General features: G+C 69.7%; 13 protein-coding genes. 6 read left to right on the top strand and 7 right to left on the bottom strand.

Annotated features, from left to right (window positions below; all coding sequences use genetic code 11):
• Window positions 1–225: 225 nt before the first annotated feature.
• The 6 genes from tkt to pgl all read left to right on the top strand — a co-directional run bounded on the left by tkt (window position 226) and on the right by pgl (window position 7,604).
• Window positions 226–2,319 (top strand): transketolase, encoded by a 2,094-nt coding sequence (gene tkt, locus DEI86_RS03140; RefSeq protein WP_111048806.1) that lies wholly within the window; start codon window positions 226–228, stop codon window positions 2,317–2,319.
• Window positions 2,320–2,446: 127 nt separating this feature from the next.
• Complete coding sequence (gene tal, locus DEI86_RS03145; protein ID WP_111048807.1) at window positions 2,447–3,559, top strand: transaldolase; 1,113 nt, start codon at window positions 2,447–2,449, stop codon at window positions 3,557–3,559.
• Window positions 3,556–4,230 (top strand): hypothetical protein, encoded by a 675-nt coding sequence (locus DEI86_RS16285; RefSeq protein ID WP_146244856.1) that lies wholly within the window; start codon window positions 3,556–3,558, stop codon window positions 4,228–4,230. Before tal ends, DEI86_RS16285 begins: the two co-directional genes overlap by 4 nt.
• A gap of 86 nt (window positions 4,231–4,316) precedes the next feature.
• Complete coding sequence (gene zwf / locus DEI86_RS03155; protein WP_111013393.1) at window positions 4,317–5,858, top strand: glucose-6-phosphate dehydrogenase; 1,542 nt, start codon at window positions 4,317–4,319, stop codon at window positions 5,856–5,858.
• Window positions 5,855–6,799: a glucose-6-phosphate dehydrogenase assembly protein OpcA gene (locus DEI86_RS03160; protein WP_111009115.1), complete on the top strand. Its 945-nt coding sequence runs from the start codon at window positions 5,855–5,857 to the stop codon at window positions 6,797–6,799. The genes zwf and DEI86_RS03160 overlap by 4 nt, the downstream gene beginning before the upstream one ends.
• Before the next feature lie 34 nt (window positions 6,800–6,833).
• Complete coding sequence (pgl, locus tag DEI86_RS03165) at window positions 6,834–7,604, top strand: 6-phosphogluconolactonase (RefSeq protein ID WP_111013278.1); 771 nt, start codon at window positions 6,834–6,836, stop codon at window positions 7,602–7,604.
• Between the two features lie 201 nt (window positions 7,605–7,805).
• On the opposite strand, the gene DEI86_RS03170 is transcribed toward pgl, so the two are convergent.
• From DEI86_RS03170 to rapZ, 7 genes are all read right to left on the bottom strand, one after another.
• A complete protein-coding gene (locus DEI86_RS03170) occupies window positions 7,806–8,171 on the bottom strand; it encodes an RNA polymerase-binding protein RbpA (RefSeq protein WP_111009117.1) in 366 nt (121 codons plus the stop codon).
• A 4-nt stretch (window positions 8,172–8,175) separates the two neighbouring features.
• Window positions 8,176–8,427, bottom strand: a complete 252-nt coding sequence (gene secG, locus DEI86_RS03175) for a preprotein translocase subunit SecG (protein WP_111009118.1) — start codon at window positions 8,425–8,427, stop codon at window positions 8,176–8,178.
• A 237-nt stretch (window positions 8,428–8,664) separates the two neighbouring features.
• Window positions 8,665–9,444, bottom strand: coding sequence for a triose-phosphate isomerase (gene tpiA / locus DEI86_RS03180; RefSeq protein ID WP_111009348.1), 780 nt, complete (start codon window positions 9,442–9,444; stop codon window positions 8,665–8,667).
• Window positions 9,441–10,658, bottom strand: coding sequence for a phosphoglycerate kinase (locus DEI86_RS03185; protein ID WP_111048809.1), 1,218 nt, complete (start codon window positions 10,656–10,658; stop codon window positions 9,441–9,443). Before DEI86_RS03185 ends, tpiA begins: the two co-directional genes overlap by 4 nt.
• 3 nt (window positions 10,659–10,661) lie before the next feature.
• A complete protein-coding gene (gene gap, locus DEI86_RS03190; protein ID WP_111009120.1) occupies window positions 10,662–11,666 on the bottom strand; it encodes a type I glyceraldehyde-3-phosphate dehydrogenase in 1,005 nt (334 codons plus the stop codon).
• A gap of 198 nt (window positions 11,667–11,864) precedes the next feature.
• Window positions 11,865–12,845 (bottom strand): DNA-binding protein WhiA, encoded by a 981-nt coding sequence (gene whiA / locus DEI86_RS03195; RefSeq protein ID WP_111013276.1) that lies wholly within the window; start codon window positions 12,843–12,845, stop codon window positions 11,865–11,867.
• Between the two features lie 45 nt (window positions 12,846–12,890).
• Entirely contained in the window at window positions 12,891–13,775 is an 885-nt protein-coding gene (rapZ, locus tag DEI86_RS03200) for an RNase adapter RapZ (RefSeq protein ID WP_111048810.1), read from the bottom strand.
• Window positions 13,776–13,782: the final 7 nt, after the last annotated feature.

Below are 13,782 nucleotides of genomic sequence, written 5' to 3' on the forward strand. Positions count from 1 at the left end.
CCGCGGGCACGCTCGCGTTGCACCGGCTCCGCCCACGGCTGAACGCCGACTGAGTGCGTCTTCACTATGCTGGGAGACGCCTGCCCGCAGTGTGCCCGACGTCGTGCGCACCAGCGCACTCAGGGCCGCCGGACCACCCGACGACCACGGGACCCGGGTGGGCGTCATGTCCGTGCGGGAGCACGAGCCCTCGCACATGTCGCATCAAGAAGGGTCAATCCACCAGTGGCTGAATTCACATGGGATTCCATCGACAAGAAGGCCGTCGACACGGCCCGCGTGCTCGCCGCCGACGCCGTCGAGAAGGCGGGCAACGGCCACCCCGGCACCGCGATGAGCCTCGCCCCGCTCGCCTACCTGCTCTTCCAGAAGGTGATGCGGCGCGACCCGAGTGACAGCACCTGGATCGGCCGCGACCGCTTCATCCTGTCGGCCGGACACGCCTCGATCCTCCAGTACGTGCAGTTCTACCTCGGTGGGTACGGCCTCGAGCTCGAGGACCTCGAGCACCTCCGCAAGTGGGGCTCCAAGACCCCGGGTCACCCGGAGTACGGCCACACCGACGGCGTCGAGATCACCACCGGTCCCCTCGGCCAGGGTCTCGCCTCGGCGGTCGGCTTCGCCTACGCGCAGCGCTTCGAGCGGGGCCTGTTCGACCCCGACACCGCGCCCGGTCAGAGCCCGTTCGACCACTTCACCTACGTCGTCAGCGGTGACGGCGACAACCAGGAGGGCGTGACGAACGAGGCCGCCTCGCTCGCCGGCCACCAGGAGCTCGGCAACCTCATCGTCTTCTACGACTCCAACCAGATCTCGATCGAGGACGACACCGACATCGCCTTCACGGAGGACGTCGCGGCACGGTACGAGGCGCTCGGTTGGCACGTCCAGCACGTCGACTGGAAGAAGACCGGCGAGTACTCCGAGGACGTCGAGGCGCTGTACGCCGCCGTCGAGGCCGCCAAGGCCGAGACCGTCAAGCCGTCGCTCATCGTCCTCAAGACGATCATCGGATGGCCCTCGCCGAAGAAGCAGAACACGGGCAAGATCCACGGTTCGGCCCTCGGCGCGGACGAGCTCGCGGGCCTCAAGGAGGTCCTCGGATTCGATCCGGAGAAGACGTTCGACGTCGCTCCCGAGGTGCTCGAGCACACCCGCGGCGCGGTCGAGCGTGGCCAGGCCGAGCACGCCGAGTGGCAGCAGGCGTTCGACGCCTGGGCCGCGGCGAACGCCGAGAAGAAGGCGCTGTTCGACCGGGTCCAGGCGCAGGAGCTGCCCGAGGGCCTCGAGCAGGCGCTCCCGGTGTTCGAGCCGGGCAAGGACGTCTCGACGCGTGCGGCCTCCGGCAAGGTGATCAACGCGATCGCCCCGCTCATGCCCGAGTTCTGGGGTGGCTCGGCCGACCTCGCCGAGTCGAACAACACCACGATCGAGGAAGCCAAGTCGTTCGTCCCGACGAAGTTCTCGACCAAGATGTGGAAGGGCGACCCGTACGGTCGTGTCCTGCACTTCGGCATCCGCGAGCACGCCATGGGCTCGATCCTCTCCGGCATCGTGCTGCACGGGAACACCCGCCCCTTCGGCGGCACCTTCCTCATCTTCAGCGACTACATGCGCCCGGCGGTCCGCCTCGCAGCCCTCATGAAGGCCCCGGCCATCTACGTGTGGACGCATGACTCCGTGGCCCTCGGTGAGGACGGCCCGACCCACCAGCCGATCGAGCAGCTCACCGCGCTCCGCGCGATCCCGGGGCTCGACGTCGTGCGACCGGCCGACGCCAACGAGGTCGCGTACGCCTGGCTCGCGATGCTGTCGCGTCGCGAGGGCCCGGCTGGCATCGCGCTGAGCCGACAGAACCTCCCGGTCTTCGAGCGCGGTGACGGCGACGCCACCGGCGACACCTTCGCCTCGGCGAAGAACGTCGCCAAGGGCGCGTACGTGCTCGCCGAGGCGCCGAACGGGACGCCGGACGTGATCCTCATCGCGACCGGCTCCGAGGTCCAGATCGCGGTCGCGGCTCGCGAGCAGCTCAAGACCGAGGGCGTGAACGCGCGCGTCGTGTCCGCCCCGAGCCTCGAGTGGTTCATGGCCCAGCCGGAGGAGTACCGCGAGAGCGTGCTCCCGTCGGCGATCACCGCGCGCGTCTCGGTCGAGGCGGGCATCGCGATGAGCTGGCGCGACATCGTCGGCGACAAGGGCCGCAGCGTGTCGATCGAGCACTTCGGCGCCTCGGCTGACTACCAGACGCTCTACAAGGAGTTCGGTCTCACGGCAGAGGCCGTGGTCGCCGCCGCGAAGGAGACCATCGCGGCGTCCTGAGCCAGGAGGGCCGGGTCCGGTTCACCGGACCCGGCCCCTTCCTCGTCGGATGACGACACCACCAGACCGGACCCGCCCGGGCAGCTCGCCAGGGAACGGGTCGATGACGAAAGAGATGAAGCGAGAAATGACTGACACCACCCCCACCGCCGCGCTCTCCGCTGCGGGCGTGAGCATCTGGCTCGACGACCTGTCGCGCGAGCTGCTCCAGACCGGACGACTCGACAAGCTCATCGCCGACCGGAACGTCGTCGGTGTGACGACGAACCCGACGATCTTCGCGTCGGCCCTCGCCAAGGGCGAGCGGTACGACGACCAGGTCAAGGAGCTCGCCGCGGCGGGCACCTCGGTCGTCGACGCGATCTTCGAGATCACGACGCGCGACGTCGCCGACGCCAGCGACAAGTTCCGGTCGATCTACGAGTCGTCGAACGGCTTCGACGGCCGCGTGTCCATCGAGGTCGAGCCCGGTTACGCGCACGACGCGGCCGAGACCATCAAGGAGGCGAAGTTCCTGCACGAGAAGGTCGGCAAGGAGAACGTCCTCATCAAGATCCCGGCGACGATCGAGGGCCTCGAGGCCATCACCGAGGTCATCGGTGCCGGTATCAGCGTCAACGTGACCCTCATCTTCAGCCTCGAGCGCTACCGCGCCGTCATCGACGCCTACCTCGGGGGGCTCGAGAAGGCGAAGGCCGCCGGCCACGACCTCTCGAAGATCCACTCGGTGGCGTCCTTCTTCGTGTCGCGCGTCGACACCGAGATCGACAAGCGCCTCGACGCGATCGGCTCGGACGAGGCGAAGGCGCTCAAGAGCAAGGCCGGCATCGCCAACGCGCAGCTCGCGTACCAGGTGTTCGAGCAGGCGTTCGCTTCCGAGCGCGCCAAGGGCCTGCTCGAGGCCGGCGCGAACCCGCAGCGTCCGCTCTGGGCCTCGACCGGTGTCAAGGACCCGTCGCTCCCCGACACGCTCTACGTCGTCGAGCTCGTCGCACCCCAGACCGTCAACACGATGCCGGGCAAGACCCTCGAGGCCACGTTCGACCACGCTGAGGTCCGCGGTGACACCATCACGGGCTCCTACGACGCGGCCAACCAGGTGATGGACCAGCTCGCGGCGATCGGCATCGACTACGACGACGTCGTGGCGCTCCTCGAGAAGGAGGGCGTGGACAAGTTCGACGTCTCCTGGGGCGAGCTCGTCGACACCGTGAAGACCGCCCTCGAAGGGGCGAAGTGACGGTTTCCATCGCCGCTTCGGGCGACGCAGCGCCTGCGATCGAGACCGTGGTGTCCCGAGTCGTCACCGATCAGGTGGCCTCGGGCATCACGGTCGAGGTCGGACCGCTGTGGGGCCCGGAGGCCGAGTCCGAGGCGTCACGGCGCCGCGGCTGGGTCGAGGCGGTCTCGGCGTCGCGCCCGCTCGTGGAGCAGGTCGCGGCACTGAGGTCGGAACTGCAGGACGAGGGCGTCGACCACGTCGTCCTCGAGGGCATGAGCGGTTCGTCGCTCGCGTCCGAGGTCATCGCGCGGGCGAACGACACCGAGCTCGTCGTCCTCGACGCCACCGATCCCGCACCGGGGCGATCCGCCGTCGGCACGGCGCTCGAGCACGGATCGTGGCTCGAGCGGACCCCACGAGGGGCTGTCGACCGCGTCTCCACCGCCGACCCCGAGGTGGGCGGGCAGTACGAGGTGGGCGGGCAGTACTCGAGTGCCGTGCTCGCGGGCACCGATCCCCTCCGGGACGCGACCGAGATCGTCCCGGACGGCACCCGGAGCCGGAAGCCCCGGACTTCGTGGAACTGGGCGTCGCGATCCCGGACCGTCCGTCCACCTTCGGTCAGCTCGTCCAGGCCCAGGCATCCCGTGACGCGAGCGTGCTCGCGGCACAGGGTCGCCCGGTCCTGACGCTGACCGTCTTCGACGTCGAGGTCACGGCACCCATCATCGCCGCGGCCCTGCGTCCCCAGAACATCGAAGGAGCTCACCGACACATGTCACCGGTGGCCATCACTCCGGAGCACAATCCGCTCCGACTGCCGTCCGACCGACGCCTGAACCGGATCGCGGGCCCCAGCGCCCTCATCATCTTCGGAGTCACGGGGGACCTCTCCCGCAAGAAGCTGATGCCCGCGGTCTACGACCTCGCGAACCGCGGGCTGCTCCCGCCCGGCTTCGCGTTGGTCGGGTTCGCCCGGCGTGACTGGGAGGACCAGGACTTCTCGCAGGTCGTCCACGACGCCGTGCGGGACTACTCGCGGACGCCGTTCGACGAGGCCGTCTGGCACCAGCTCGCGCAGGGCATCCGGTTCGTCCAGGGGTCGTTCGACGACCCGGAGGCGTTCCGACAGCTCAAGGAGACCGTCGACGAACTCGACGCCGAGCGCGGGACCATGGGCAACCACGCGTTCTACCTGTCGATCCCGCCCAAGGCGTTCCCGGTGGTCACCGAGCAGCTCAAGCGCTCCGGCCTCACCGAGAAGCCCGACGAGGCCTGGAGCCGGGTGGTCATCGAGAAGCCGTTCGGCTCGGACCTCACGACGGCGCGGGAACTCAACGCGATCGTCGAGACCGTGTTCGCGCCGGACGACGTCTTCCGGATCGACCACTACCTCGGCAAGGAGACCGTCCAGAACATCCTGACGCTCCGCTTCGCCAACCAGATGTACGAGCCGCTGTGGAACGCGAACTACGTGGACCACGTCCAGATCACCATGGCCGAGGACATCGGCGTGGCGGGTCGGGCTGCGTACTACGACGGCATCGGTGCGGCGCGCGACGTCATCCAGAACCACCTGCTGCAGCTCCTCGCGCTCACGGCGATGGAGGAGCCGGTCTCGTTCAAGGCGGGGGATCTCCGCGCCGAGAAGGAGAAGGTCCTGTCCGCGGTGCGGCTGCCGGCCGACCTCGCGACGGCGACCTCGCGCGGCCAGTACGCCGGCGGGTGGCAGGGTGGCGAGAAGGTGCTCGGGTTCCTCGAGGAGGCCGGGATGAACCCGGATTCCACCACTGAGACCTTCGCGGCGATCAAGCTCGGCATCGCGACGCGCCGGTGGGCCGGAGTCCCGTTCTACCTGCGGGCCGGCAAGCGCCTCGGCCGACGCGTGACCGAGATCGCGATCGTGTTCAAGCGGGTACCGGAGGAGATCTTCGGCATCGGTGAGCGCTCGCCCCTCGGCCAGAACGCACTGGTCATCCGTGTGCAGCCCGACGAGGGTGTGACGCTGCGGTTCGGTTCGAAGGTCCCGGGCGTCGGCACGCACGTGCGCGACGTGACCATGGACTTCGGCTACGGGCACGCGTTCACCGAGGCGAGCCCCGAGGCGTACGAGCGGCTCATCCTCGACGTGCTCCTCGGCGACCCGCCGCTGTTCCCCCGTCACCAGGAGGTCGAGCTCTCCTGGAAGATCCTCGACCCGATCGAGGAGTTCTGGGCGACCCAGGGTCAGCCCGAGCAGTACCGTCCCGGCACGTGGGGTCCGGCGTCCGCCGATGCCCTGCTCGCCCGCGACGGCCGGAGTTGGAGGCGTCCATGAAGATCGATCTGCCGAACACCACGGTCTCGAAGATCCAGAAGTCCCTCATCCGCATCCGTGAGGAGGGCGGCGCGGTCGCACTCGGACGGGTGCTCACGCTCATCGTCGCGACCTCGCTCGGTCACGAGGAAGAAGCGATCGAGGCGGCCAACGAGGCCTCTCGCGAGCACCCGATGCGAGTGGTGATCGTGTCCCGGAACGAGGGCGACCGGAAGTCCCCGGGGCGCCTCGACGCGCAGATCCGAGTCGGGAGCGACGCCGGTGCGAGCGAGGTCATCGTCCTCCGGGCCTACGGCGAGACCGCGTCGGACGAGGAAGGCCTCGTCACGGGGCTCCTGCTGCCCGACGCGCCGGTCGTCGCCTGGTGGCCGGAGCGCGCTCCGGAGACCCCGGCGGACTCCGCACTCGGCCGGATCGCCCAGCGCCGGATCACCGACGCCGCCAACCAGCCGGACCCGCGGGTCGCGATCGAGGCGCTCGGAGCCTCGTACACGCCCGGTGACACCGACTTCGCGTGGACACGGTTGACCCTCTGGCGGAACCAGCTGGCTGCCGTGCTCGACCAGCCACCCTACGAGCCGGTGACCGCTGTGGAGGTCTCAGGCGCCAGCGATTCACCCTCCACCCACCTGCTCGCCGGATGGCTGCAGCTGCAGCTCCAGGTCCCCGTCACCCAGGTGACCTCGCCGCGGGCGACGGGTTCGAGCGGGATCCACGGCGTGACGTTGACGCGCGAGTCGGGGGACATCGTCCTCGAGCGGTCACTCGTCGACGTCGCGACGCTGTCGCAGCCGGGACAGCCGGTCCACGACCTGTCGCTGCCGCGCCGGAGTCTCCGGGACTGTCTCGCGGAGGAACTCCGTAGACTCGACCCCGACGTGCTCTTCGGAGACGTCGTCAAGCACGGAGTCCGCCAGCTCGGCGACACCGTCGCCGGCTGATCGACCGCGTCAGTCGCAATCGAAACGGAGTCACGTGACCAACGAACGACGGGTGCTGGTACACCCGGACAAGCAGGCCCTCGGCGCGTCGGTCGCCGCTCGCTTCATCACGAAGATCATCGACGTCATCGACGACCAGGGGCAGGCGTCCATCGCCATCTCGGGTGGTTCGGTGTCGACGCTGGTCCTCGCAGCGATCGGGCAGTCTCCCGCCCGCGAGAGCGTCGACTGGTCGAAGGTCCACGTCTGGTGGGTCGACGAGCGGTGGGTCCCGAAGGGCGACGCCGACCGGAACGACACCGGCACGGAGTCGGACTTCTTCGCCCACGTGTCCATCCCGGACGACAACATCCACCGGATGCCGTCGAGCGATGAGGGCCTGACGATCGACGAGGCCGCGGCCAAGTACGCCGAGGAGCTGGCCGGTTCGGCATCGTCCGACGCGATGGCGCCGAGCTTCGACATCACCCTCCTCGGTGTCGGGCCCGACGGCCACACGGCGTCGCTGTTCCCGGAGTTCCCGCAGCTGGCCATCACCGACCGCAGCGTCGTTCCCGTGGACGACTCCCCCAAGCCGCCGCCGCAGCGGCTCACCCTCACCTACCCGGTGATCAACGCTTCGCAGCGCGTCTGGGTGGTCCTGTCCGGCGCCGAGAAGGCTTCGGTTCTGGGGCTCGCCCTGGCCGGCGCGTCGGTCGAAGACGTCCCGGTCGGCGGTGTGCAGGGTCGGAAGCGGACCGTGTTCTTCATCGATCAGGACGCCGCGCGCGACGTGCCGGAGAACCTCATCGCGTCGACGTACTGACGTCCGCACAGCGTCGTCCGACGGCCCCGGTGCTCCCTCGAGGAGCACCGGGGCCGTCCTCGTTCCCCGAGCACCAAGCGCTCCGCCCGAGGCCGCCGGATGGTCGCCCATGAGCGAGACGGACCCGGCGACGGCCGGGACGACGAAGCCCCGGCCTCCCGCGATGGGAGCCGGGGCGTCGTCGACAGGCGACGGCGCGGGCTACTCCGACTTGAGCGTCCCGCGACGAGCTCGGAGCTGCTGGAGCGCTTCCTCCAGGAGCTGCGCGGCTTCCTCTTCGGTACGACGCTCCTTGACGTACGCGAGGTGCGTCTTGTACGGCTCGGTCTTGGTCACGAGGGGCGGGTTGTCCTTGTCACGCCCGGCCGGGAGACCCGACGACGGTGAGTCGATGACCTCGGGGATCTCCTCGTCCGGCAGACCCGCGGCGAAGTACCGCACAGTCTCGTTGCCGAGCGCGTCCCAGTACGAGATCGCCACTCGGTCCGCCTGGATGCCGCGGTCCTGCTCCCCCATCGGGCCCGCGCCGACGCGTGACCCTCGGATTGCACTGCCTCCGGATGCCATGTATTCAGCTCCCCGCCGTGAACTTGCTGATGAGACCGAGCACGATGATGCAGACGATCCACACCAGCCCGAGGATCACCGTGATCCTGTTGAGGTTCCGCTCTGCGACGCCGGACGCTCCGAGATTGCTCGTCACGCCACCGCCGAACATGTCGGAGAGACCGCCGCCGCGACCGCGGTGCAGGAGGATGAGCAGCGTCAGCAGGAGGCTCGTGATGGCGAGCAGCACCTGGAGGACGACCTGGAGGATGACCACGCGGACCCTTTCGTGTCAGTCAGCTGTACGAGTATAACGGCACGGCCACGCCGAACAGCGCGCCGGACCGGGAACGTGAGGCACGGTACCGGCCGGAGTCGAGCCTCCCGGGCGGTGCCGGCCCGGCTGCCACGGTGTGCGGAGGAACGCGTCCGGCACCCAGGTGCGGGCCGAGGCGAGACGTGCGGCCCGAGGCGAGACGTGCGGCCCGAGACGTGCGGCCCGCACCGACGGTGGTCAGAGGCCGACGTGCTGCCGGAAGCGGCAGATGGCCGCGAACTCGGCGACGTCGAGGCTCGCGCCACCGACGAGGGCGCCGTCGATGTCGGGCTCCCGCATGAACCCCGCGATGTTGCCGGACTTCACGGAACCGCCGTAGAGCACCCGAGTGCTCGCCGCGATGTCGTCGCCCCATGCGGTCGCGATCGCACGACGGAGCGCGGCGCAGTCGTCCTGCGCCTGCTCGGGCGTCGCGGCCTGACCGGACCCGATGGCCCACACGGGCTCGTACGCCACGACGATCTCGGCGGCGGGCACGGCGCGGAGCACCACCTCGAGCTGCTCGACCGGTACCTTGCCGGCACCGTGGGACTCCCGGTCCTCGGCGGTCTCACCCACGCACACGACCGGAACCAGGCCGTGCCGGAGCGCCGCGGCCGTCTTCTCCGCGACGATCTCGTCGGTCTCCCCGTGTTCGGTCCGCCGCTCCGAATGCCCGACGATCACGTACGTCGCGTCGAGGGCGGCGAGGAACGCCCCGCTGACCTCGCCCGTGTGCGCGCCGGACGAGTGCCGTGAGAGGTCCTGTCCACCGAAGCGGATGCGCAACTTGTCCGCGGAGACGAGCGTCTGCACGCTCCGCAGGTCCGTGAACGGCGGGAACACCGCGACCTCGACGTCGTCGTGGTCGTGTCGGGCGTCCTTGAGCGTCCAGGCGAGCTTCTGCACCGTGGCGATGGCCTGGAGGTGGTCCAGGTTCATCTTCCAGTTGCCCGCGATGAGCGGCGAGCGGGTCATGCGCTCCACCCGAGGGCTTCGAGGCCGGGCAGGCTCTTCCCCTCGAGGAACTCGAGGCTCGCCCCGCCACCGGTCGAGATGTGACCGAACTGGTCGTCGTCGAAGCCGAGTGAGCGGACCGCGGCCGCGGAGTCGCCGCCACCGACGACCCCGAGGCCCTGGACCTCGGTGAGCGCCTGGGCGACCGTCTTGGTCCCAGCGGCGAACGCCGGGAACTCGAACACGCCCATCGGGCCGTTCCAGAACACCGTCCGCGAGCCGCGGACCGCGTCGGCGAACCGCGCCGCGGTCTCCGGCCCGATGTCGAGACCGATGCCGTCCGCGCCGAAGCGGGCGGACTCGATCGCGTCCGCCGCGACGACCTCGTGCTCGGCGTCGGCCGCGAATCCGGACGCCACCACGACGTCGGTGGGCAGGTCGATGGTGACGCCGCGCTGCGCTGCCTCGTCGAGGTAGCCCCGCACGGTGTCGAGCTGGTCGCGTTCGAGGAGCGACGACCCGACACCGTGGCCCTGCGCCGCGAGGAACGTGAACAGCATGCCGCCCCCGATGCACAGGGTGTCCACCCGCGGGAGCAGGTGCGCGATCACGCCGAGCTTGTCGCTGACCTTCGAGCCGCCGAGCACCACGGTATAGGGGCGCTCGGGTTCGGTGGTCAGGCGCTCGAGGACACCGAGCTCCTGTTCGATCAGGAGCCCGGCCGCGCTCGGCAACGCTCCCGCCAACTCGTAGACGCTCGCCTGCTTGCGGTGCACGACGCCGAATCCGTCGGAGACGAACGCCTCGCCCATGGCGGCGATGCGGTCCGCGAAGTCGCCGCGCACGCCGACGTCCTTCGCGGTCTCCTCGCTGTTGAACCGGAGGTTCTCCAGTACCAGGACGTCGCCGTCCTCGAGGGCCTCGGCGGCTGCGGTGGCGGCGTCACCGACGGTCTCGTCGCAGAAGGCGACCGGCTTGCCGAGCAGTTCGGAGAGCCGCTGCGCGACGGGTGCGAGGCTGAACTCTGCCTTGCGTTCGCCGTCGGGCCGCCCGAGGTGCGAGATCACGATGACCCGTGCGCCGACTCCGATGAGTCGATTCAGGGTGCCGAGCGACGCGCGCACGCGGCCGTCGTCCGTGATGGTGCCGTCGGCCAGCGGGACGTTCAGGTCACACCGGACGACGACGCGCTTGCCCGCCAGGTCGCCGAGGTCCTCGAGGGTACGGAGTGCCATGGGTTACAGGCGCTCCCCGACGTACTCCGTCAGGTCGACGAGGCGGTTGGAGTAGCCCCACTCGTTGTCGTACCACGAGGTGATCTTGACCAGGTTGCCCATGACCTTCGTCAGGCCCGAGTCGTAGATCGACGAGTGCGGGTTCGTCGTGATGTCGCTCGACACGAGCGGCTCGTCGCTGTACTCGAGGATGCCCTTGAGCGGCCCCTCCGCGGCGGCCTTGTACGCCGCGTTGATGTCGTCGATCGTCACGTCGGAGGAGGTCTCGAGCGTGAGGTCGGTGATCGACCCGGTCGGCACCGGCACGCGGAGCGCGAATCCGTCCAGCTTGCCCGCGAGCTCCGGGAGCACGAGACCGATGGCCTTGGCGGCGCCGGTCGAGGTCGGCACGATGTTGAGCGCGGCGGCGCGGGCGCGGCGGAGGTCCTTGTGCGGGCCGTCCTGGAGGTTCTGGTCCGCGGTGTAGGCGTGCACCGTCGTCATGAGACCGCGCTCGATGCCGAACGCGTCGTTGAACACCTTGGCGAGCGGCGCGAGGCTGTTCGTCGTGCAGGACGCGTTCGAGATGATGTGGTGCGACGCCGGGTCGTAGGTGCCCTCGTTCACACCGAGCACGATCGTGACGTCGTCGCCCGTGGCCGGCGCCGAGATGATGACCTTCTTGGCGCCCGCCTCGATGTGCTTCCGCGCGTCCTCGGCCTTCGTGAAGAACCCGGTCGACTCGATGACGATGTCGACACCGAGCTCGCCCCACGGCAGCTTGGCGGGGTCGCGCTCGGCCAGGACCTTGATCGGCTTGCCGTCGACGACGATGCTGTCGCCCTCGAGCCCGACCTCAGCCGGGAGCTTGCCCGTGATCGAGTCGTACTTCAGGAGCTGAGCGAGCGCCTTGTTGTCGGTGAGGTCGTTCACCGCGACGACCTCGAGCTCGCTGCCCTTGGCCAGGGCGGCCCGGAAGAAGTTGCGGCCGATCCGGCCGAAGCCGTTGATGCCGATCTTGACGGTCAATGGAACTCCTGTGTCTGTCGAGCGTGCTTTCGACGCTGGTGTTCGGAGTGCAGGTCGGGGCCTGCGCCTGAGGCTGACGATACGCCCGAGACGTCGTCGGGACGACAGTAGCAGTCGGCACAGACCGGTCGACGCACGAGGTCGAGCGACGTCACGGACGGGCGCGGGAGACGCTTCCGCGGGTCCGTGGCCGAGCGCTCAGGCCTCGTCGAGGTCGTCCGGCAGGTTCGCCTCGGTGCCCGGGACACCCAGGTCGAGCGCCTTCTTGTCGGCCATCGCGAGCAGGCGCCGGATGCGTCCGGCGATGGCGTCCTTCGTCATGGGAGGGTCAGCGTGCTGCCCGAGCTCGTCGAGGCTCGCATCGCGGTGGGTGAGCCGCAGTGCCCCTGCGTACTTCAGGTGGTCCGGGACGTCGTCGCCCAGGATCTCGAGCGCTCGCTCCACCCGGGCGCACGCGGCGACCGCCGCCTGCGCCGAGCGACGGAGGTTCGCGTCGTCGAAGTTCACGAGCCGGTTCGCGGTCGCGCGGACCTCGCGACGCTGACGGAGCTCCTCCCACTCCGCGCTGCACCGCGCTGCGCCCATGACGGTGAGCATCTGGCCGATCGCCTCACCGTCACGGATCACGACGCGGTGGACGCCCCGGACCTCCCGGCCCTTCGCCGCGACACCGAGGCGGGACGCCGCTCCGACGAGCGCCATCGCAGCCTCGTTCCCGGGGCAGGTGACCTCGAGCGCGGCAGCGCGCCCCGGGTCGGTCAGCGTGCCGGTGGCGAGGAAGGCGCCACGCCAGATGGCGGCGAGGTCGTCACGGTTGCCGGTCGTCAGTCGGTTCGGGAGGCCCCGAACCGGGCGACGACGGGCGTCCATGAGACCGGTCTGGCGCGCCAGGGTCTCGCCCGCCTCGAGCACGCGGACCAGGTAGCGGGTCCCGCGCCGCGCGGATGCGGACGAGCCGACGCTCGCCTCGCTGCGCACGCCGTACAACTCAGCGAGGTCCTTCCGCACGCGGTGCACGATGATCCGGGTGTCGAGTTCGACCTCGACCGCGATCCTGCCCGAGATGACGTGCAGGCCCCCCGCGAACCGCAGCACCGTCGCGAGTTCCGCGGCGCGGACCGTGTTGCGGTTCACGGCCACACGGGCCAGTTCGTCCTTGACCTCGGCAGTCAACGGCAATGCATCATTCCTTACGTTCGGGGGCACGCGGGAAGGGAGGGTCGGTCACTCCCTACCGAGGTCGCGGTTCTTGACGCGCACGGCCACGTTCGGCATCCCGCGGATGAGACTCGCCAGCTCGGCGACGATGGCGACGGACCGGTGCTTGCCGCCCGTGCAGCCAATGGCGATCGTAGCGTGTCTCTTGTTCTCTCGCTGGTACCCGGCCAGCACCGGCTCGACCGCCGCCGCGTAGCGGTCGATGAACGGACGTGCTCCGTCCTGGGCCAGGACGTAGTCCGCGACGTCGGCGTCGAGGCCCGTGTGCTCGCGGAGTTCCGGCACCCAGTAGGGGTTCGGGAGGAAGCGGACGTCCGCCACCATGTCCGCATCGGCGGGCAGTCCGTACTTGAACCCGAAGCTCATCAGGGTCACCTGAACGCCCACGAACCGGTCCTCGGCGAACTGCTCCGCGACCCGGGCGGCGAGCTGGTGGATGTTGAGGTCCGACGTGTCGATGACGACGTCCGAGGCTTCACGGAGTCCGAGCAGACGCGACCGCTCTCGACCGATGCCGTCGAGGAGCGTGTCCTCGCCCTGCAAGGGGTGGGGCCGCCGCACCTGCTCGAACCGCCGGACGAGGACGGCGTCGGTCGCCTCGAGGAAGAGCACCCGGACCCGTGCGGTGGTGCTGTCCCGGAGTCGTCGGACGGCCCCCTCGGGGTCGGTGAAGAACCTCCCACCGCGGACGTCCACGACGGTCGCGATCTTCGGCAGCGACTCCCCCGCCCGCTCGGCCAGGTCGGTCAACGGACCGAGCATCTGCGTCGGCAGGTTGTCGACGACGTACCAGCCGAGGTCCTCCAGCGCCTTCCCGACGGTGGACCGCCCCGCGCCGGACATGCCGGTCACGATGAGCACGTCGTGCGAGGGACTACTGAGGTCGGTCATTCGTGAG

The sequence above is a fragment of the Curtobacterium sp. MCBD17_028 genome (assembly GCF_003234875.1).
GTDB lineage: Bacteria > Actinomycetota > Actinomycetes > Actinomycetales > Microbacteriaceae > Curtobacterium.

Excerpts from the sequence above, each read along its gene's own strand:
- tal (WP_111048807.1), top strand. The coding sequence starts at position 2,447 with ATGACTGACACCACCCCCACCGCCGCGCTCTCCGCTGCGGGCGTGAGC.
- zwf (WP_111013393.1), top strand. The coding sequence starts at position 4,317 with ATGTCACCGGTGGCCATCACTCCGGAGCACAATCCGCTCCGACTGCCG.
- DEI86_RS03160 (WP_111009115.1), top strand. The coding sequence starts at position 5,855 with ATGAAGATCGATCTGCCGAACACCACGGTCTCGAAGATCCAGAAGTCC.
- DEI86_RS03170 (WP_111009117.1), bottom strand. The coding sequence starts at position 8,171 with ATGGCATCCGGAGGCAGTGCAATCCGAGGGTCACGCGTCGGCGCGGGC.
- tpiA (WP_111009348.1), bottom strand. The coding sequence starts at position 9,444 with ATGACCCGCTCGCCGCTCATCGCGGGCAACTGGAAGATGAACCTGGAC.
- DEI86_RS03185 (WP_111048809.1), bottom strand. The coding sequence starts at position 10,658 with ATGGCACTCCGTACCCTCGAGGACCTCGGCGACCTGGCGGGCAAGCGC.
- rapZ (WP_111048810.1), bottom strand. The coding sequence starts at position 13,775 with ATGACCGACCTCAGTAGTCCCTCGCACGACGTGCTCATCGTGACCGGC.